Annotated in this window: 15 protein-coding genes; 6 read left to right on the forward strand and 9 right to left on the reverse strand. The window is 68.9% G+C overall.

Translation table 11 applies throughout. From position 1 onward, the window contains the following. Position 1 precedes the first annotated feature (1 nt). The 4 genes from RIB98_06600 to RIB98_06615 form a co-directional block, all read right to left on the reverse strand. Positions 2–952 carry an SDR family oxidoreductase gene (locus RIB98_06600; GenBank protein MEQ8840632.1) on the reverse strand — a complete coding sequence of 317 codons (951 nt, stop codon included), beginning with the start codon at positions 950–952 and terminating at the stop codon, positions 2–4. After that, on the reverse strand, positions 952–2,223 hold the full coding sequence (locus RIB98_06605; GenBank protein ID MEQ8840633.1) for a UDP-glucose/GDP-mannose dehydrogenase family protein: 1,272 nt from the start codon (positions 2,221–2,223) through the stop codon (positions 952–954). The genes RIB98_06600 and RIB98_06605 overlap by 1 nt, the downstream gene beginning before the upstream one ends. Positions 2,224–2,290: 67 nt before the next feature. Further along, positions 2,291–3,874, reverse strand: a complete 1,584-nt coding sequence (locus RIB98_06610) for an LCP family protein (GenBank protein MEQ8840634.1) — start codon at positions 3,872–3,874, stop codon at positions 2,291–2,293. Positions 3,875–3,915: 41 nt separating this feature from the next. After that, positions 3,916–4,698: a biotin--[acetyl-CoA-carboxylase] ligase gene (locus RIB98_06615; protein ID MEQ8840635.1), complete on the reverse strand. Its 783-nt coding sequence runs from the start codon at positions 4,696–4,698 to the stop codon at positions 3,916–3,918. A gap of 18 nt (positions 4,699–4,716) precedes the next feature. On the opposite strand from RIB98_06615, the gene RIB98_06620 reads away from it, so the two are divergent. Further along, positions 4,717–6,465 carry an acetyl-CoA carboxylase biotin carboxylase subunit gene (locus tag RIB98_06620; GenBank protein ID MEQ8840636.1) on the forward strand — a complete coding sequence of 583 codons (1,749 nt, stop codon included), beginning with the start codon at positions 4,717–4,719 and terminating at the stop codon, positions 6,463–6,465. Between the two features lie 18 nt (positions 6,466–6,483). After that, entirely contained in the window at positions 6,484–8,016 is a 1,533-nt protein-coding gene (locus RIB98_06625; GenBank protein MEQ8840637.1) for an acyl-CoA carboxylase subunit beta, read from the forward strand. Positions 8,017–8,098: 82 nt separating this feature from the next. On the opposite strand, the gene RIB98_06630 is transcribed toward RIB98_06625, so the two are convergent. Next, complete coding sequence (locus RIB98_06630) at positions 8,099–9,460, reverse strand: FAD-dependent oxidoreductase (protein MEQ8840638.1); 1,362 nt, start codon at positions 9,458–9,460, stop codon at positions 8,099–8,101. A gap of 85 nt (positions 9,461–9,545) precedes the next feature. Here RIB98_06630 and RIB98_06635 point away from each other — a divergent pair, with 85 nt between their 5' ends. Genes RIB98_06635 through RIB98_06645 form a run of 3 tightly spaced genes read left to right on the forward strand, consistent with a single transcriptional unit; the run spans position 9,546 to position 13,242 of the window. Next, the gene (locus tag RIB98_06635; GenBank protein MEQ8840639.1) at positions 9,546–11,081 is read left to right on the forward strand and encodes a glycosyltransferase family 39 protein; all 1,536 of its coding nucleotides are present in this window, start codon (positions 9,546–9,548) and stop codon (positions 11,079–11,081) included. Then, on the forward strand, positions 11,078–12,175 hold the full coding sequence (locus RIB98_06640) for a hypothetical protein (GenBank protein ID MEQ8840640.1): 1,098 nt from the start codon (positions 11,078–11,080) through the stop codon (positions 12,173–12,175). Before RIB98_06635 ends, RIB98_06640 begins: the two co-directional genes overlap by 4 nt. Further along, complete coding sequence (locus RIB98_06645; GenBank protein ID MEQ8840641.1) at positions 12,172–13,242, forward strand: glycosyltransferase; 1,071 nt, start codon at positions 12,172–12,174, stop codon at positions 13,240–13,242. The genes RIB98_06640 and RIB98_06645 overlap by 4 nt, the downstream gene beginning before the upstream one ends. Here RIB98_06645 and RIB98_06650 read toward each other — a convergent pair. Both RIB98_06650 and RIB98_06655 read right to left on the reverse strand, forming a co-directional pair. Further along, the gene (locus RIB98_06650; GenBank protein MEQ8840642.1) at positions 13,239–15,296 is read right to left on the reverse strand and encodes an S-layer homology domain-containing protein; all 2,058 of its coding nucleotides are present in this window, start codon (positions 15,294–15,296) and stop codon (positions 13,239–13,241) included. The genes RIB98_06645 and RIB98_06650 overlap by 4 nt on opposite strands. A 78-nt stretch (positions 15,297–15,374) precedes the next feature. Next, positions 15,375–17,054, reverse strand: a complete 1,680-nt coding sequence (locus tag RIB98_06655) for a hypothetical protein (protein ID MEQ8840643.1) — start codon at positions 17,052–17,054, stop codon at positions 15,375–15,377. A gap of 15 nt (positions 17,055–17,069) precedes the next feature. On the opposite strand from RIB98_06655, the gene RIB98_06660 reads away from it, so the two are divergent. Further along, on the forward strand, positions 17,070–17,993 hold the full coding sequence (locus RIB98_06660) for a glycosyltransferase family 2 protein (protein MEQ8840644.1): 924 nt from the start codon (positions 17,070–17,072) through the stop codon (positions 17,991–17,993). Here the strand turns inward: RIB98_06660 and RIB98_06665 are convergent. Both RIB98_06665 and RIB98_06670 read right to left on the reverse strand, forming a co-directional pair. Then, positions 17,986–19,161 carry a glycosyltransferase family 4 protein gene (locus tag RIB98_06665; protein MEQ8840645.1) on the reverse strand — a complete coding sequence of 392 codons (1,176 nt, stop codon included), beginning with the start codon at positions 19,159–19,161 and terminating at the stop codon, positions 17,986–17,988. The genes RIB98_06660 and RIB98_06665 overlap by 8 nt on opposite strands. Continuing rightward, positions 19,158–19,851 (reverse strand): glycosyltransferase (locus tag RIB98_06670; protein MEQ8840646.1); only part of this gene is annotated, 694 nt, incomplete at its 5' end. The genes RIB98_06665 and RIB98_06670, both read right to left, overlap by 4 nt.

The raw sequence follows: 19,851 nt of genomic DNA on the forward strand, positions 1-19,851 counted from the left end.
CCTAGGCCGACGCCACGTCGGCAATCACGGCGGCGAGGTACTCGGCCGTACGCTCGATGCCTTCCCGCAGCTCCACCTGGGGTTCCCAGCCGAGCAATTCGCGGGCCCTGGTGATGTCGGGGCGTCGCTGCGTCGGGTCGTCGACGGGCAGCGGCCGAAACTCGACCTCCGACGGCGAATTGACCACATCGACCACGATCTCGGCGAGTTCGGCGACCGTGAACTCGGTCGGATTGCCGATGTTGACCGGGTCGTTCTCGCTCGAGTCGAGAAGGGCGATCAGGCCCCGCACCTCGTCGTCGACGTAGCAGAAGCTGCGGGTCTGGCTGCCGTCGCCGTAGATGGTGAGGTTCTCTCCCCTCAGCGCCTGCACGATGAAGTTCGAGACGACGCGACCGTCGTTGGGCCGCATGCGGGGACCGTAGGTGTTGAAGATCCGCACGATGCGCGTGTCGAGGTCGTGATAGCGGTGGTAGGCCATCGTGATGGCCTCGGCGAAACGCTTGGCCTCGTCGTAGACACCCCGCGGCCCGACCGGGTTGACGTTGCCCCAGTAGGTCTCCCGCTGTGGGTGCTCGTGGGGGTCGCCATAGACCTCGGAGGTCGACGCGATGAAGAACGTCGCACCCTTGGTCATGGCGAGCCCGAGCGTGTTGTGGGTGCCCAGCGACCCGACCTTCAACGTCTGGATCGGCTTCTCGAGATAGTCGATCGGTGACGCGGGGCTGGCGAAATGCAGCACGGCGTCGACCTCGCCGTCGACATCGACGAAATTCGACACGTCGTGGTCGAGAAACTCGAACCCGTCGGTGTCGCGGAGGTGGGCGATGTTGTCGAGGTTGCCGGTGATCAGATTGTCGATGCAGACGACCTGATCACCTCGGCCGACCAGGAGGTCACAAAGGTGCGATCCGAGGAAACCGGCGCCGCCGGTGACCACCACTCGGGCCATCAGCTACGCCCGACACCCTGGTAGCTGAAGCCGCGGCGCTTGACCGCGCCCCGATCGAGAAGGTTCCGGGCATCGACGATGTGCTTCTCGGCCATGGCGTCGGCCACCTTGTCGAGGTCGAGCCACTTGAAGTCGTCCCACTCGGTCGCGATGACGAGGGCGTTGGCACCCTCACATGCCGCATAGGCGTCGTCGACCACTTCGAGGCCGTCGATGTCGACCTTCTTCACGGCCGGGTCGAACCCGCGGACGGTGGCCCCCGCCGCGATGAGCCGGGTCGCGACGGACAGCGCCGGTGACTCACGGGTGTCGTCGGTGCCCGCCTTGAAGGCGAGACCGAGAAGGCCGATCTTCGCGCCATCGAGCTCGGTCACCGACCCGACCTTGCGGACGATGCGATCGAACTGCTCGTCGTTGACGGTGACCACGCCACGCATGAGCGCGAAGTCGTAGCCGGCGTCCTCGGCGATCGAGATGATGGCGCGTGAGTCCTTCGGGAAACACGAGCCACCCCAGCCCGGTCCGGGGCGGAGGAACTCGTGACCGATGCGATGGTCGTAGCCCATGCCGAGCAGCACGTCGTTGACATCGGCGCCGACGGCTTCGCAGACCGCCGCGATCGCGTTGGTGAACGAGAGCTTGGTGGCGAGGAACGCGTTGGCCGCGTACTTGCAGGTCTCGGCCGAGGCGGGGTCGGTCACCATCACCGGCGCGCGCACGCCGAGATAGAGCGCGGCGACACGACCGGCCGCAGCCTGATCGTCGGCGCCGATGACGACGCGGTCGGGGTTGAGGAAGTCGTCGACCGCAGTGCCTTCGCGCAGGAACTCGGGGTTCGACACGACAGGGATGTCGGAGCGCTTCATGGCCTGTTCGACGAGGCGGGTCGAGCCGACGGGCACCGTGGACTTGTTCACGACGATCGCGCCGGACTGGAGGTGGGCGCTGATCTCACCGGCGGCGGACTGGAGGTAGCTCAGGTCGGCCGAGCCGTCGGAGGACTGCGGGGTGGGCACACACAGGTAGATGAACTCGGCATCGCCGACGGCGTGCTCGGCGCCGAGCACGAAGGTGAGGCGCCCGGACTCGATGCCTTCCTGCACGAGCTCGGTGAGACCGGCCTCGTGGATCGGCACATCCCCCTTGCGGAGCCGCTCGATCTTCTCCGGGACGATGTCCGCGCAGACCACGTCGTGTCCGAGATGGGCGAAACACGCACCGGTGGTCAGACCGACGTATCCCGTGCCGATCACCGCGATTTTGCTGGTCATTGCGTCTCCTTCGAGTTCACGCACTCGCGTCGGCCGGAGTCCGACCGATGTTGAGTGTACGAGACGACTAGCGGCACGATTGCCCTTCGGGCGCTCGACCGATGATCCCCGCCGTCGTGCTCGTTGCCACCTCCTCGCCCACCTCCTCGCCCACCGGCTCGGCCGCGGCCCCCGGGGGGACCGTGGTCGTGGTCGTCGTCGTGGTCGTCGTCGTGGTCGTCGTCGTGGACGTCGTGCTGGCGGTGGTCGGCACGGTGCCGGAGGCGGTGGCGCCGTCGAGATCCGGAACCGGACCCGAGCCGAGGGCGCTGACCGTCTCGGTCATCTCGGCGACGGAATGAGGAAGGAAGATCATGACCTGCTCATGGGCCGCGCCCAGCACGAGCGAGATCTCGGTCGCATCGGCGTCCTCGACCAGCCGCGGAATCGGCAGGAGATAGCGGGCCAGCGTCTCCGCCGAGGCCCGCTCGCCCGTCGGGTACACGACGACGTTGCCCGCCTCGACATCGGCGAGCGTGGAGGTCGAGGTCAGGGCGAACCCCTGGGCATCGAGTTCGCCGGCGATGCGTTCGAGGTCGTCGCCGTCGGGGCCGTAGAGCGCGAACGAGACGTCGCTCGGCGAGCGGAGGTCGGCTTCGCCCCGGAAGATCGCGAACACGTCGTCGTTGGCGCCGGGGACGGGTCGCTCGCCGAGATACCGCCCGGCCGCGTCCTCGATGGTGGACACCTCGACGCCGAAACGCTGGAGGTTCTCGGGGTCGAAGTCGCTGAACGCGTTGCCGACCTCGACGAGCTCGGCCACGGTGAGTTGATCGTCGAGAATCATGCTCTCGGCCCCCGCGGAGATGAGCCGGGAGAGGTTCGCCGCGCTGCGGGCCCCACCGTCGATCGCCCGCTCGAGCGCCAGGATCAGGAAGTCCTGTTGTCGTTCGATCCGCCCGAAATCGGAGTTGCCGACGTACTCCCAGTCGCCGTCGATCAGCTCCTGGTAGTGACGGGCCCGCACGTACTGCAAGGCCTGCACGCCGTCGAGCACATGGCATCCGGCCGTCTCGATCTGGAGACCGCTGCCGCCTCCAAGGATCGCGTTGTCGCGGGCCGGGTTGTCGAACCACACCGGCACGCCGTCGATCTCGTCGACGACTTCGCGGAAGCCCAGGAAGTCGACGATCAGGAAGTGGTTGATCGTGATGCCGAAGTTGTCGGTGATCGTCTCGATGAGCCCCGACGGACCCTCGACGAAGTACACGCCGTTGATCTTCTTCTCGCCGCCGCGATCGACGAGTAGATCCCGGGGCAGCGAGAGCACCCAGGCTTGGCCGGTCTCCGGGTTGACCCGCAGGATCGTGATGCTGTCGGACTGGAACCCATCGCCGTCGATGTCGCGGCCCTGGAGCACCGGGTCGTCGGGGTCGAGGCCGAGTCCGCTGTCCTCGCCGATGAGCAGGAAGTTCACCGGTTCGCCCGGCTCCGTGTCGGTCTGCAGGATCTCACCCGAGATCGAAATACGACCGAGGTCGGTGATCGATGCGTAGACGTCGTTGAGGAACCACGACACGGCGACGGCGCCACCGATCACGCCGACGCAGCACAGGATCACGAGTCGTTGGGGCCACGAGCGCCGCAGGACGACGGTGGCGGACGAGGACATCGAGCGATGTTAGTGCCGAGGGCCGCCGTTTCGAGGGCGGGTCAGCCCGGGCGGAGGTGGATCACGTCGCCGGTGCCGACGACATGGTCGACGCCGTCCGGCGTGCGCACGATCAATGCGCCGTCGGCCGACAGGTCGACGGCGTCACCGAGGAGCACCCGGCCGCCGGGTAGGTCCGCCCGCACGGGAGAACCGATCGTGGCCGAGTGGGCGCGCAGCTCGTCGAGCACGGCCGAGCCGTCCCGGAGTCGGGGCGCCAGCTCGCGCAACAACTCGGCCAGCAGCGCGTCCCGATCATCGGCACCGCCACACTCGACCAGCGACGTGGCCTCGGGCCGGCCCACCGCAGGGCGGACGTTGACGCCGATGCCGACCACGACGCACGGCTCCGGACCGTCGACGAACTCGGCCAACACCCCGGCGAGCTTCCCCGGCCGGGCGCCGTCGACGACAACCAGATCGTTGGGCCACTTGGTGAGCACCGGGTCGACGCACAGCCGATCGGTGGCCGCTCGCGCCGCCGCCCCCAGGGCGCGGACCGCGCCCGCCGCGTCGACGAGCGCGGCCGGTAGACGAAGGCTCACCAGCAGGGCCGCACCCGACGAGTCCTCCCAGGTGCGGTCCAGCCGGCCCTTCCCGGCCGTCTGGTGATCGGCCACGAGCACCGCGGGCGACGCGTCGCCGGTCCTGGCCTCCCGCACCAGATCGGTGTTGGTCGAGCCGGTCGACGCCACATGACCGATGGGTCCGGGGCCCAGGTCGGCGGCGACCTCGCAACTGATCGGCAGAAAGCGGGCCGCGGATGTCGCACGCAGGGGGTCCATTCGACTAACCATTAGCACGTGTTCAACAAGGTCCTGATCGCCAACCGCGGTGAGATCGCCGTCCGAGTCATCCGCGCCTGTCGCGAACTCGGCGTCGCCACCGTCGCCGTCTACTCCGAACTCGATCGCGAGGCGCTCCACGTGCGCCTGGCCGACGAGGCGTTCGCACTGGGTGGCCAGACGGCCGCCGAGTCCTATCTCGACACCGAGGCCATCCTCGATGCCATCGAGAAGAGCGGTGCCGACGCCGTGCACCCGGGTTACGGTTTCTTCTCGGAGAACGCCGACTTCGCCCGGGCCATCACCGATCGCGGCATCGCCTTCATCGGCCCCGGGCCCGCCGCCATCGAGGTCATGGGCGACAAGATCTCCGCTCGCGAGGCCGCCGAGAAGGTGGGCGTGCACGGCGTCCCCGGCTCCACCGAGATCCTCACCGATCCCGCCACCGTCGTCGCATTCGGCGACGAACACGGCTGGCCGGTCGCCATCAAGGCTGCCTACGGCGGCGGTGGTCGCGGCATGAAGGTCGTCAAGAACGCCGACGAGGCCGCCGACCAGCTCGCCTCGGCCCAGCGTGAGGCGCTCTCCTACTTCGGACGCGACGAGTGCTACATGGAGCGCTACCTCACCAAGCCCCGACACGTCGAGGTCCAGGTCCTGGCCGACAGCCATGGCAACTGCGTCTACCTCGGCACCCGCGACTGTTCCGCCCAACGCCGGCACCAGAAGCTCATCGAGGAAGCGCCGGCCGCTGACATCCCCGCCGAGATCATCGCCGCGATGGGCGAGGCCGCGGTGAAGGTCGCCAAGGGTTGCGACTACGTCAATGCGGGTACCGTCGAGTTCCTCTACGAGGACGGCGGCTTCCACTATCTCGAGATGAACACCCGGCTCCAGGTCGAGCATCCGGCCACGGAGCTCATCACCGGCGTGGACCTCGTCGAGCAACAGCTCCGTGTCGCGTCGGGCGAGACCCTGCCGTTCACCCAGGACGACATCGAGATCCGTGGCCATGCCATCGAGATCCGCATCAACGCCGAGGACCCGGCGGGTGGCGCGTTCCTGCCGTCCCCCGGGCCGATCACCACGCTGAAGACCCCCGACGGATTCGGTACTCGTTTCGACACCGGCTACGAGTCGGGCGACGAGATCAGCCAGTACTACGACAATCTCGTGGGCAAGCTGATCGTGTGGGGCCACGATCGTCCCACCGCCATCAGCCGTGCCCTGCGAGCGCTGCGTGAGCTGGTCGTCGAGGGGGTGGCCACCACGATTCCCGCCGACATCGCCATTCTCGAGCATCCCGATTTCGCGGCCATGGAGCACTCCACGAAGTGGGTCGAAGAAGTGCTCGACCTTTCCGGCGTGGGCAGCACACCTGCCGCCGCGCCCGACAGCGAGGAGGCGCCGAAGGTCAAGCGCGACCTCGACGTCGAGGTCAACGGCAAGCGGTTCTCCGTCTCGATGTGGGTGCCCGAATTCGCGGCGGCGGGTGGTGCAGCCGCGCCACGGGCCCGACGCTCCGGTGGCGGTGGCGCCGCCGGCGGTGCCGGGTCCGGCGAGGTCGCAGTGCCCATGCAGGGCACGATCGTCAAGGTCGCCGTTGCCGTCGGCGACGAGGTCGAGGTGGGCGACCCGATCGTCGTGCTCGAGGCGATGAAGATGGAGAACAACGTCAACGCGGAGAAGGCAGGGACGATCACGGAGGTCCGTGTCGCCCAGGGCGACTCGGTCGGCGGCGGCGACATCGTCGCGATCATCGAATAGCTGGGCCAGACTTGGCCTGTGCCTGACGAAACGATCCGCGCCCGACTCGATGCGGCGAGGGCGGCAACCGCCTCCGTCGACGAGAAGGCTGCGGCCCGTCTCGCCCGCGACGACAAACTCCACGTGCGCGAGCGGATCCGTCTGCTCTTCGACGAAGGGACCTTCGTCGAGGACGGCCGCCTCGCCAACGCCACCGCCGAGGGATTCCCCGCCGACGGGGTGGTCACGGGCCAGGGACTGGTGGAGGGCCGTCCGGCGTTGGTCATGGCCAACGATCCGACCGTCAAGGCCGGCTCGTGGGGCGCTCGCACCGTCGAGAAGATCGTCCGCCTGACCGAGAAGGCGCTCGACTCCGACCTGCCCATCTTCTGGTTCGTCGACTCGGCCGGCGCTCGCATCACCGATCAGGTCCAGCTGTTTCCCGGTCGTCGTGGCGCGGGCCGCATCTTCCACAACCAGGTGGCCCTCTCGGGTCGGGTGCCCCAGATCTGCTGCCTGTTCGGACCTTCGGCCGCGGGCGGCGCCTACATCCCGTCGTTCTGCGACGTGGTGTTCATGGTCGAGAAGAACGCCTCGATGTACCTCGGCTCACCGCGCATGGCCGAGGAGGTCATCAACGAGCACGTCACGCTCGAGGAGATGGGCGGTGCCCGCATGCACGCCAGCGTCTCGGGCTGCGGCGACAACCTCTGCGTCGACGACGCCGACGCAATCGGCGCCGCTCGCGAGTTGTTCTCGTACCTGCCCACGTCGTGGGAGGAACCGCCGCCGCCGGTGCGCGCCACTCCCCCGGCTCGTGACTTCACCGCCGACGTGCTGCCCGCCGACGCCAAGGCGGGCTACGACGTCCGCACCGTGATCGACACCCTGGTCGACGCCGACACGTTCTTCGAGATCAAGCCGCTGTTCGCACCCGAGCTCGTGGTCGGCCTCGGCCGGCTGGCCGGCAACACGGTGGGCTTCGTGGCCAACAATCCCGCGTCCAACGGCGGTGTGCTCTTCGTCGACTCGGCCGACAAGGCCGCCCGGTTCATCTGGATGTGCGACGCGTACAACGTCCCGCTGATCTATCTCGCCGACGTTCCCGGGTTCATGATCGGCACCGACGTCGAGCGACGGGGCATCATCCGCCACGGCGCCAAGATGATCACCGCCGTCTCGGAAGCGACCGTGCCCACCATCAGCGTCATCCTCCGCAAGGCCTACGGCGCCGGTCTCTACGCCATGTGTGGGCCCGCGTTCGGGCCCGATGCCTGTCTTGCCCTGCCGTCGGCCGAGATCGCCGTGATGGGCGCCGAGGCGGCCGTGAACGCCGTCTTCGCCAACCAGATCGCCGCCATCGACGACGAGGACGAGCGCCGGGCGTTCGTCGTCGCGCGCCGCGACGAGTACAACGAGGACGTCGACCTGCTGCGCCTCGCCGCCGACCTCGTGATCGACGACATCGTCGAGCCCGAGGACCTCCGCACCGAACTCATCGCCCGGCTCTCCCTCGCCGCCTCGAAAGACCGCCACTTCTCCCGCCGCCGCCACGGCGTCCCCCCCGTCTGACGCCGGCAACGCGAAGCGCTGCCGGGGTCAGACCCCCGTTGCGGTTGCCAGTTGGGACGGGGGTCTGACCCCAGCGCTGCAACTATTCGGCGGCTTCGGAGAGGGCTTCGGCGAGGGTGGGGTGCACCAGCAGGCTCTCGTGGATGTCGCTCACGGTGAGGCCGTTGGTGACGGCGATGGCGATCACCGAGATCAACTCGGCGGCGTGCCGACCAACGATCGACCCGCCGAGCACGACGCCGGTGGCCGGGTCGGAGACGATCTTCACGAAGCCCCGCGAATCGTCGTTGATGAGAGCCTTCGCCGCCGACGCGAACGGCACCTTGGTGACCCGGACCTTGCGGCCCTCGGAGAACGCGTCGGCTTCGGCCAGACCCACGTCGGCGATCTCGGGTTCGGTGAAGATCGCCGAGGCCGCCTTGTCGTAGTCGATCAATCGGGTGCGCTGCGGGTGCGACGCGCCCATCGCGTGTTCGGCGATCTTGCGGCCCTGCATCGACGCCACCGACGACAGCGGCAACCGTCCCGACAGGTCGCCGGCGGCGTAGATGTGGGGCACGTTGGACACGAGGTTCATGTCGACCGGGACATAACCGCCATCGGTGGTCACACCTGCGTTCTCCAGCCCGAGGTCGTCGCTGTTGGGAATCGACCCGATCGCGAGCAGCACGTGGGAGCCGCGGGCGACCCGGCCGTCGTCGCAGTTCACGACCACCTCGTCGCCGTCGCGGACGACACCGGTGGCCCGAGCACCCTTGAACAGCCGTACGCCGCGCCGCAGGAAGTCCTCTTCCAGCGCGGCGGCGACCTCGGCGTCCTTGCCCGGGAGCACCTGCTGGCGGCTGACCACGAGCGTGACCTCGCAACCCATCGACTCGAACAGGTGCACGAACTCCACACCCGTGACGCCGGACCCGATGACGATCGCATGGGTCGGCAACGACTTGGGGGGATAGGCGTCGCGGGTGGTGATGATCCGGTCGCCGTCGATCGGCGCCCAATCGGGAACACGCGGACGGCTCCCGGTGGCCAGCACGATCACGTCGGCCTGGTGGTCGAACGTGCCCTTCTCGCTGACCGACCGCACGGTGTGGGGATCGATGATCGTGGCCGTGCCGTGGATCAGCTCCACGCGCTGACTGATGAGCAGCGAACGCACCTGGGATTCGAGACGGTTCTCGATCGTGCGCAGGCGCAGGGACAGGTGTTCGAGGTCGACGTCGGACCCGACCTCACCGAGACCCATGCGAGCCGAACGACGCAGGAACTGTCGGGCGTTGCCGGTGGCGATCATCGCCTTCGACGGGATGCAGTCGTTGAGGTGGGCGGCGCCGCCGATGATGTCGCGCTCGATCAGCACCACCTCGGCACCGAGGCGGGCCGCGGTGGTGGCGCAGGAGTTTCCGGCGGGACCGCCGCCGATGATCACGATTCGAGTTGGCATCGTCGGTGAGGATACCGGCGTGACCTGCCGGCGCCGGGGAGCACCATCGCCGGGCACCGCGAAGGACCCGCTAGATTCGCCCGTCGTGGCCATCGCCGCATCCACATCACACGAGCAGGACGACTCGACCCCACCACGGCGGTGGCGGGGTGCCGGTCTCGGACTCGGACTCATCGCCCTGATCGGCGGTCTCGCGCTGCGCGTCGTCACGCCGTCCCCGTTGTGGCTCGACGAGGCGCTCTCGGTCCACATCGCCGGGCTCGGTTTCGGTGACATGGTCGACGCGCTCCGCCACGACGGCCACCCCAGCCTCTACTACCTCCTCCTCGGCTGGTGGATGGATCTCGCGGGCGACTCGAACGGCGCCGCTCGGGCCTTCTCGGGCGTCGTCTCTCTGGCGACCGTGCCGGTCCTCTGGGCCATCGGACGCCGCCGTTCACCGGACCTCGCCCGGATCGCCGCGCTCGTCGGACTCACCTCACCGTTCCTGCTCCGCTACGGCACCGAAGTCCGCATGTATGCGCTCCTGTCGTTTCTCGTCGCCGTCGCCTGGCTGGCCGCCGAGCGGGCCGCTGACGACCCCCGTCTCTCACGCCTGGCCCCGGTGGCACTCGCCACCGCTGCCCTCATCCACACCCACTACTGGACGTTCTGGCTGATCGGGGCGGCGTTGAGCCTGCTCAGCGCCATCTGGTGGACCGAGCCCGACCGGCGCAGCGTCGTGGTCCGCATCGGCGCCGCCATCGCGGTCGGGTCGGCCACGTTCGTCGTGTGGCTCGGGGTGTTCCTCGAGCAGCTCGGTTCCACCGGCACGCCGTGGGCCGACCGTGCCCGACCGGCGGAGATCGTCGTCGAATCCATGCAGGCCGTCGGCGGCAACAACCGCTTCGAGGGCGAACTGTTCGGCGCGACACTCCTGGTGCTGGTATTGCTCGGCACCGTGGGCCTTCGCCGGGGCACGACGATCGAGCTGCGGCTCTCACGCGGCCCGCTCACCCTGGCCGCGGTGATGATCGCAACCACACTCGCCATCGGCGGGGGCATCGCCTTCGTGACGGCCGGCGCGTTCGAGGGTCGCTACGCCGCCGTCGTGGTCCCCTTCGTCCTCGTCCTCGCCGCCCGGGGCATCACCCTCCTGCCGGGATGGTTCGGGACGTTGTCGCTGGCGTTCGTCCTCGTGTTCGGCCTGGCGATCGGGGCCGATGAGGCCCGCCGCGACCGCACGCAGGCCGGCGACGTCGCTGCCGTGATCGATGGCGGATACCAGGACGGCGACGTCGTGGCCTTCTGTCCCGATCAGGTCGGTCCCGCCACCCGACGAGCGCTCACGACCGAGGTCACCGCGCTCGCCTATCCACGTGGCGAAGGGCGGCTGATCGACTGGCAGGACTACGCCGACGTGATCGAGGAAACCAGTCCCGAGGACTTCCTGGCCCGCGTCGACGCCGTCGCCGACGGCCACGATGTGTGGCTGGTGACCGGACTCGGCTACAGGAGTCTCGGCAACCGATGCGAGGCGATCATCGACGCACTCAACCGAACCCGCCGGCCCAGTCAGCTGATCGCCTCGTCAGATGTGTTCGAGCCGATGCTTCTCACCCGCTACGAACCGCTGCCATGAGAGTGCCGGATCCGAGAGATTGGCGCCAGGAGTTCATCGCCTCGGCCACTTCGTGGACCGAGGCCCGCCTCTACGTCGCCGCCGCCTACATCACCACCTGGGCCATCCTCGACCGACTCCAGCCGCCGCCGGCGTTCTCCCCGATCGACGACGGCCTCATCCCGTGGGACGGCACCTGGTATCGAGACCTCGCGCTCGACGGCTACGACTCCCCCGCACTCGAAGGGGGCATCCGCTTCTTCCCGCTCTGGCCCATGCTCGGGCGGGTCTTCGGTGCGATCGGTGACCGTCCCGACATCGCGTTGGTGGTATTGGCCAACATTCTCGCCCTCGTTGCCGGGATGTTCCTCTATCGCATCACACTTCAGGAGACCGGTGATCCCGGTCTGGCGGTCCGCACCGTCCGCCTCTTCGCGCTCTTTCCCCCGGCGTTCGTCCTGACCCTCGGCTACAGCGAGGCGCTCTACCTGTCCCTGGCGATGGGCTTCGTGCTCGCCGCCCGCGGCCGTCGTTGGCTGGTCACCGCGGTGCTCGGATTCCTCGCCGGGCTCACACGTCCGGTCGCCGGCCTGCTCGCACTTCCGGCCGCCGTCTGTGCGTGGAAATCCGATCGACGCTCGCCGAGCGCGCTGCTGGCCGTCGGGTCCGCTCCGCTCGGCACGCTCTCGTTCCTCGTCTGGTCGAGCGCCGAGGGCTACGGCTGGCGGGCGCCAGTCGACGCGCAACAGGACCTGCGGGGGAAGTTCGCCGAGCCGATCAGTCGTCTGACCAGCGCGCTCTACGACGGCGTCCGCGGTGAGGAAGGGGAGCTGTTCCACGGCCTCGCCGCCCTGATCCTCATCGGGTTGGCCGTGTACTCCGTTCGCAAGCTCTCGACCGACCTCTGGGTCTACACCGTGCCATCCACCCTTCTGCTCGTCAGCGCCGACAACCTCAATTCGATGGAGCGCTACTCTCTGAGCGTCTTCCCGCTGATCATCGCGGCGGCGATGATCAGCCGTAGCGAGCGGCTCGACCGCTGGCTCCCGACCGCCTCCGCAGTGGCGCTCACCGTCGTCACCACGCTTGCCCTCAACGGGGTCTACGTGCCGTGAGCCGACTCCGGGTGGCGCTCGACGTCACGTCACTCGTCGGCGCCCCCACCGGAATCCACCAGGTCACCCGAGGGCTGCTCGACGCGCTGATCGCCCGCGACGACGTCGACGTCCACGGCTGGCTCCTCACCGCACGAGGAGCGGCGCCCGATCTTCCCGTCCGGGTGCGCCACAGCCGGGTCCCTGCCTCGCTGGCCATCCGGGGTTGGACCCGGTCGAGTCTGCCGCCGGGCCGCCTGGTCACCGGGACGGCCGATGTCGTCCATGGCACGAACTTCCTGGCCCCACCAGGGCTGCACAGCCTCATCTCCCTGCAGGACATGACACCATTGACGCACCCGGAATGGTGCGAACCGGCGGTGGCCGCGATGGCCGGGGTCGTCCGCAACGCAGTGCGGCGTGGTGCCACGCTGCACGTCTCGTCGGCCCTGGTCCGAGACGAAGCCATGACGGCCTTCGGCCTGACCGAGGATCGGGTTCGACTCATCCACCACGCCGTAACCCCTCTGGCCGGCGGATCGGCCGAAGCCGGTCGGCGGCTCGCCGGTGGCCGCTACGTCCTCACGCTCGGTCGGGTCGAGAAGCGGAAGAACATCGGCGCGGCGGTGGATGCCCTCCACGGCCTCCCCGACGACGTCCGCCTCGTCATTGCGGGCCCTCCCGGTAACGACGGCGACGCGGTCGACGCCCGGATCGCCCGCCACCGACCCGACCGGGTCCTGCGCATCCCTGCGGTGAGCAACGACGACCGCGCCGCGCTGGTCGCCGGCGCCGAGGCGTTGCTGTGGCCCTCGCGCTACGAGGGATTCGCCCTGCCGCCGCTCGAAGCGCTGGCGGCCGGCACACCCGTGATCGCCACGGCGGTGGGCGCGCTCCCCGAGCTGATCGGGGCCGTGTACGACCTGGTCGATCCGGGCGACGACGACGCCTTCGCGGCGGCCGTCGTCGCGGCGCTCCGGCGCCCGTCGGCGGTTGCCCCAGCACTGAGGTCGAGCATCACGAAGTACTCCTGGGCCGACGCTGCCCAGGAGCTGTCGGCCGTCTACCGAGAGGTCGCCGCTCGCTAGTTCGCGTGGCGGTGGAGGAACGCGGCCGCCTGGCCCCGGGTGACGGGACTCTCGGGTGAGAAGGTCGTCGGCGACGTACCCGTCGTGACACCCTCGTTCCTCGCCCAGGAGACGGCGATCGAGAAGTAGCGACCGCCCGGGACGTCGGCGAATCCGGCCGTGGGAGCGGACGGCTCGCCCTCCATCCGCCACAGCAGGGTGACGAGCTGGGCTCTGGTGACCGCCACGTCGGGGGAGAACGTCGTGGTCGAGGTGCCGGTCGTGATGCCCTGCGCCTTCGCCCACGCCACCGCCGGGGCGTAGTAGGCGCCGGCCGGCACGTCGCCGAACCCATGGGCAGGACTGCCGCCCGGAGACCCGGCCTGGCGCCAGAGGAACGTGACCATCTGGGCACGGCTGAGGCTGAGATCGGGACCGTAGAGCAGATCCGAGACGCCGGTCGTGATTCCCTCGTCGACCATCCACTCGACGGCTGCCGCATAGTAGGCGGACTGCGAGACGTCGCAGAAGGTGCCGCTGAGCGAGAATCCGCACAGCTCGCTCTCGAGGCTGCCCTGACGCATCGCATCGTTGCGCAGCATCGGCCATGCGTCCTGGGCCGAGGAGTTCGGCAGGCGATATGCCGCGACGCGGGTCTGGTTGCGAGGCGTGTCGAAGCCGGTGAACACGAGGTGTCGTGCGCCGTCGATCACACCCACGGCGGGAGCCGACTCGTGCGACCACGAGAAGCTCGCCCTGTCCGTCCAGTGCAGCCCTGACTCGAGCGACGCACCGTTCATGCCATCCAGGAGGGCGATGCCCTTCTCACCGCCGATGGCGACGTCCTGGCCGCCGTCGCCATCCAGGTCGGCGATGATCGGCGAACCCTGCATCCGCCCGGTGCCCAGATGGCCGAAGTCGGGTCGCACCCGCCAGTCGACCGAACCGTCGCCGTTCCACGCATAGACGTGCTGGTCCTCGGAACCGACGACGACCTCGAGGTCACCATCGTTGTCGAGATCACCGATCGCCGGCGATCCGATCACCGTGCCCCCGGTGCTCACGGGGAAGCCGGGCACGGGCGAGCCGTTGTGGAGCTGGAAGGCGAACACCTTCGAATGGTCGCTGCCGTCGCCGGCCCGGCACAGGGAGTTCCCATTGCCGCACACGGTGTGCCAGTTGTTCCCGGTGGCGATCACGGCCTCGGGAATGCCGTCGTTGTTGATGTCACCGATCGCCGGCGAGGAGTGGAAGACCTCGTTGGCCTCCGCGTTCCAGAGGTTCACGACACCGCCCGGCGTCCAGTCGAGCGCGCGGAACACGCCGCCGAGGTGGTCGTAGTAGCCGCCCGGCGTGCTGTCGCCGCCGATGAAGATCTCCATGTCGCCGTCGCCGTCGCTGTCGAACAGCGCGGCCGACGACCACACCGAATCGTCGTTGTCGAACGGGAATCCGCTGAGCGGCTGACCGAAACGGTTCACCGCCCAGATGTTGAAGTCGAAGCCGGCGAAGACGACGTCGAGATGACCGTCGCCATCGACATCACCGATCGCCGGGGTGGAGAAAACACCTTCGCACCAGCCGTCGGGTGAACCGGAGTTCGCCCACACGTCGCCGGTGTCGCGGGCGAGCGCGGTGCCCCATTCCCGGGCCCCGGTGCGACCGTTGAAGGCGATCACGCCGCCGTTCTGGTTGCGGGCCCAGGTGGAGCCGACGCCCACGATCACTTCGGGCACGCCGTCCCCGTCGATGTCGGCGACCGCAGGACTGGAATCGATCGCCGTCGACCCGCTCTGGCCGCGGCAACCCGATGCCAACGACGGCACCGCGGCAGTCGCCCACTTCAGCGTGCCGTCGCCCTCGTAGGCGCGCAGGGTGCCGTCCTGATGACCGAAGACGATCTCGTTCTCCTTGTCACCGTCGATGTCGGCGATGACCGGTGACGAGCTGCGGTTCCAGCCGTCGATCAGCAGTGCCCACTCCTTGTCGAAACCGGCGGCCGCGGCCGGCGAGACAGCCAGGGCGGACACCGCGAGTGCGAGCACGCTGAGGGGGACGAGAAAACGACGCATCATGGCAGAACAATCGGTTCAGACCACACGCGCCTGAAGAAAGTAGGCCATCGGGACCACTCATCTCGTTCACCCGGTGTGTCAGCCCGGCGAGCGAATGACCAGCCAGTCCTCGCCCGCCGGGACGGTGTCGTGGCCGAGAGCCCGAGCGGTGGCGACGAGGGCGTTGAGTTCAGGGTCGGAATAGGCGGGCGTGCCCTGCTCGACGCCACCGTGGAGCACCACGTAGTCGACCTCGAGCCGATCGCTCAACGCTTCGGCCTCCGGTGACGGCCACGTCCGGAACACCTCGGCGTTCGCCTCGAAGCCGCGGGGCACGCTGCCCGAGTAGCCGTTGATCCGGTCGTTCCAGTCGGTCGTGGCGTGATACATCCGCGGCGCCTCGACGAACGCCCAGGCGACGCCCTCCGACGGCGTGTGGATCGGGAGCTCGAGCACCACGCCGTCGTCGAGATCCTCGAGCACCTCGTAGACCGCCAGCCGCTCGCCCTCCGGCACGTCCACGCGGGACATGGGTCCGCCGACCTCGGCCACCACGAGCAGCGCCACGAGCGGGGCGATCCACTTCTTCGCGGACCTCGGCGCTCGGTCGATGAGGAACTGGACGGCGAGCCCGACCAGCAGCGCTCCGGCGACGAACGACACCACCGCAAAACGTGCGGTCACGCGTACTCCGTCGAAGCCGGGCACGAACTGGTGGAGCACCCGGAACGGTCCGGGTACCCCGCCCGGCGACGGGCCCAGGGCAACAACGGCGGCAACGGCACCCGCCGAGACCAGGGCGACCAGTTCGTCGACCCGCACGCCGGTGTGGACGACGTCGGCACCTCGCCGCAGCAGCCGCCATCCGATCCAGATGCCCACCGCGGCGAGCACGAGCGCGACGACGCCGGGAAAGTACGCGTGTTCCCCCGCCTTTCCCGCGCTGTTGATGCCGTCGAGGGCCGAGCCCCAAAGCCAGTTGTCGCGCTGGGGCGTGAGCAGGTCCGTCGGCAGCAAGGCGTTCTGCGGCTCGTAGCCGCGGGCGAGACCGTTGCGTTCGTCGACGGCGCGATAGACGAGGGCCACCGGCCCCAGGAATACGCCGGCGATCACGGCGGCGGGCAACGCCGGCCGCAGCAACTCGCGGATCGCCGCCAGCGAACCGCGGAAACGGAGCACCGCCACCACCACGAGGGCGCTCAAAACCCAGATGAGGCCGTAGTAGACGTTGGCCAGGGTCAGGACCACGACGGCGATGCCCAGCCACACGCCGTCGCGACGACGGCGGAGGTCGAGCGCTCGCAGCAACAGCAGGAACGCGAGCGACACGAGACCGAAGGTCTGGAGCTGCGGGTGGTTCTGCTGACCGAACACGTAGCTGTTGCAGCACGCGACGACGGCAACGACGAGGGCGATGTCGCCGCGCCCGAAGATCCGCATCGCCAACGCGTGGGCCGATGCCAGGGCACCGACGAACAGGACGAACATCAACACGTTGAGGGCCACGATGGCGTCGCCGGTGACCCAGTCGACCAGCCCGAAGACGGGCGCCAGCGACAACATCGGGTCGGACAACGCCAGCGTGTCGGGCTCGGGGTGATAGATGTTCGCGTCGAAGGCGCCGAGCGGGTCGGTCGTGAGCGCACGCGCTCCCCACGACAACGTCCAGGTGAGAAACATCGAGTCGCCCAGGTCGCCGGCCACCGTCTGGCTCACCCGGTGCGGGGTCGGCTGGAGCAGAATCAGCCCGAGCAGGACCCACAGAGGCAGCCGTCGCACGCCTAGGCTCAGCCCGTGGTCGCCACCGAATCGACGCTCGACGTCAGCATCGTTCTTCCCGTTCACAACGAGGTCGGTCATCTCGCCGCCGAGATCGACCGCATCACCAGCTCCATGGAGGCCTCACCCTACTCATGGGAGTTGGTGCTGGTGGATGACGGTTCCACCGACGGTTCGGCCGAGATCGGGGTGGGCCGGCCCCATGTCCGGGTGCTGCGGTCGGCTCGCAATCGGGGCGCCGGCACCGCCCGTCGCATCGGCACCGAGGCCGCCCACGGCCGCATCGTGGTGTGGTCCGACGCCGACATGAGCTACCCCAACCACGAGATCCCGGCCCTGGTGGCCGAACTGGGCAACGGTGACCACATCGTCGGTGCCCGCACCAGCGAGCAGGGCACGCTCAAGCTCTTCCGCGTGCCCGCCAAGTGGATCATCCGGCGACTGGCGTCGTATCTCACCAAGACCCGTATTCCCGACCTGAACAGCGGGTTCCGCGCCTTTCGCCGCGACGTCGCGCTCCAGTACACCCACCAACTTCCGGCCGGATTCAGCTGCGTCACCACGATCACGATGGCGTTCCTCATGAACGGCTACTCCGTCGACTACACCCCGATCCACTACGCCGAGCGGGCCGGCACCTCGAAGTTCCATTGGTTGGCCGACACCCGCCGCTACGCCCTCCAGGTCATCCGGATGATCCTCTCCTACGATCCGCTGCGGGTGGTGCTGCCCATCGCGTCGGTCGTCGGCATCGTCTTCGTCGCCAAGCTGGGATACGACCTGGTCGACAAGGACTTCCGGCCCGCCGCCAACACGCTGCTGCTGGGCTTCGCCCTGCTCCAGATACTCGTGGTCGGCCTGCTGGCCGATCTCGTCGTGCGGGTCACGCGCGAGCCGAGAACCGTGCCCCCCGGCGACATCACCGAGGAGCTCAGCTGACCCGTTCGATCAGCCCGTCGAGCCGGGCCGAGACCGCCGGCCAGCCGTAGCTGCGTCGCACGTAGGCGTTGCCGGCGGCCGCCAACGTCGCCCGCGCCGGTGCGTCCTCGAGCAGCCGACCGAGGGCGATTTCGAAGTCGAGCAGGCCGGTGTAGTGGAGACCCCCGCCCGAGTTCTCCACGTGCTCCACCATCGGCGCACACCAGCCGTTGACCAACACCGGTGTGCCGGCCAGCCACGCCTCGAGGATGACGATCGAGAACGCCTCGAAGAACGACGGGTTGATCAGCACGTCGGCCGCGGCGATCAGCCCGAACTTGTGCTCCTCGGCGATCGGACCGAGACAGACCACGCCATCGACGGCCGGTGGCGCCTCGGCGACCGGTCCGGCCAGCACGAGACGCCCGTGTCCCCGAGCGGCCCGGAAGCGGGCGAACCGATCGACCAGATCGTGCGTGCCCTTGCCGCGATCGACCCGCCCGAGGCACAACGCGAACGGCTCGTCACCCAACCCGAGCGCCCGCCGGGCCACCTCGGGGTCGGGGGACTCCGCCATCTCCACCGGAAGGCCGACGAGGGCCTGCGGCGACGTGATCGTCGCCGGGAAGCGCTCATGGACGAGGGCCTGTTCGGCCCGTGTCTGAAGGGCCAGCCCCGCGGCCCCCGAGAAGACGTCGTCGAAGACCGGCAGGAGAAGGGGCGCCTCTCGATGGGCGGCCGGATACAGAATCGTCGGTACCCGCGCCCGGGGCAGGCCCCGCACCGTCGGGTGGTAGAGGTACGGATAGAACACGAGCACGCCATCGTCGACCGCGCCGACGGCATCGAGCAGCGACGCACTGGTGGGTCCCTGCTGATCGATCCAGTCGAGCGCGTCGGCCGTCGACACCTCGCCGGCCCGGGGCAGCACACGATCGCTCAGTGCATCGAAGTCGGCGGCACGGCGCCGATCGACCGCGCAGCGCACGACTCGCACGCCCTCCTCGATCGTCTCCCCTGCCGGATAATCGTCGGCCCAGGTCTGCATCGACGACGCGCACGACGTGATCACCGTCACCTCGCGTCCATCGGCCGCCAGACGGATGGCCAGTTGCCGAGCGCCGGCCTCGGCCCCACCGAGCACGTCGGCGCCGTACCGGGGCGTGACGAACGTGACCGGAACGGTCATCGGTGCTCTCCGGGCCCGCCCGCGACCACCGAACCGAGAAGTGGCTGAAGGGTCGCCCGCATCCGCTCCCTCGACACCCCCAACCCCAACTCCGCCGCCCGCACCCGACCCCGCACCACCAAGCCCTCCCGCACCACCGGATCCGACAACACCCGCACCACCGCCTCCGCAACCACCGACTTGTCCCCAACCAACAACCCCGCCCCACCCAACGTCTCCGGCACCGCCGCCGCCCCAAACGCCACCACCGGCAACCCGAACCCCAACGCCTCCACCACCGGAACACAAAACCCCTCATGCTCCGACACCGACACGAACACATCCGCCCCCTCGTACAACCCGACCAACTCCCCCTCCGACACCGAACCCGCAACCACCACCCGATCCGACAACCCCAAACCCGCCGCCAACCCCACCACCGCATCCACAAAACCCGACGACGACACCCCACCCACCAACACCAACCGCGCATCAACCCCCAACCCCACAACCCCCGCCAAAACCCCCACCAAATCCTGCTGACACTTGTTCGGCGACAACCGCCCCACAAACAGCAGCGTTGCCTGACCCGGGGACGGCGCCCCGGAACCGCGTGGCAGGTCCGCAGGTGCACGCACTGCCTGACCCGGGGACGGCGCCGTGGCCTGTTCCCACAAGGGGGAGAACAACACCGGCGACACCGACACCGAC

Source organism: Acidimicrobiales bacterium (assembly GCA_040219515.1).
Taxonomy (GTDB): Bacteria; Actinomycetota; Acidimicrobiia; order Acidimicrobiales; family Aldehydirespiratoraceae; genus JAJRXC01.

Excerpts from the sequence above, each read along its gene's own strand:
- RIB98_06600 (MEQ8840632.1), bottom strand. The coding sequence starts at position 952 with ATGGCCCGAGTGGTGGTCACCGGCGGCGCCGGTTTCCTCGGATCGCAC.
- RIB98_06605 (MEQ8840633.1), bottom strand. The coding sequence starts at position 2,223 with ATGACCAGCAAAATCGCGGTGATCGGCACGGGATACGTCGGTCTGACC.
- RIB98_06610 (MEQ8840634.1), bottom strand. The coding sequence starts at position 3,874 with ATGTCCTCGTCCGCCACCGTCGTCCTGCGGCGCTCGTGGCCCCAACGA.
- RIB98_06615 (MEQ8840635.1), bottom strand. The coding sequence starts at position 4,698 with ATGGACCCCCTGCGTGCGACATCCGCGGCCCGCTTTCTGCCGATCAGT.
- RIB98_06630 (MEQ8840638.1), bottom strand. The coding sequence starts at position 9,460 with ATGCCAACTCGAATCGTGATCATCGGCGGCGGTCCCGCCGGAAACTCC.
- RIB98_06640 (MEQ8840640.1), top strand. The coding sequence starts at position 11,078 with ATGAGAGTGCCGGATCCGAGAGATTGGCGCCAGGAGTTCATCGCCTCG.
- RIB98_06650 (MEQ8840642.1), bottom strand. The coding sequence starts at position 15,296 with ATGATGCGTCGTTTTCTCGTCCCCCTCAGCGTGCTCGCACTCGCGGTG.
- RIB98_06665 (MEQ8840645.1), bottom strand. The coding sequence starts at position 19,161 with ATGACCGTTCCGGTCACGTTCGTCACGCCCCGGTACGGCGCCGACGTG.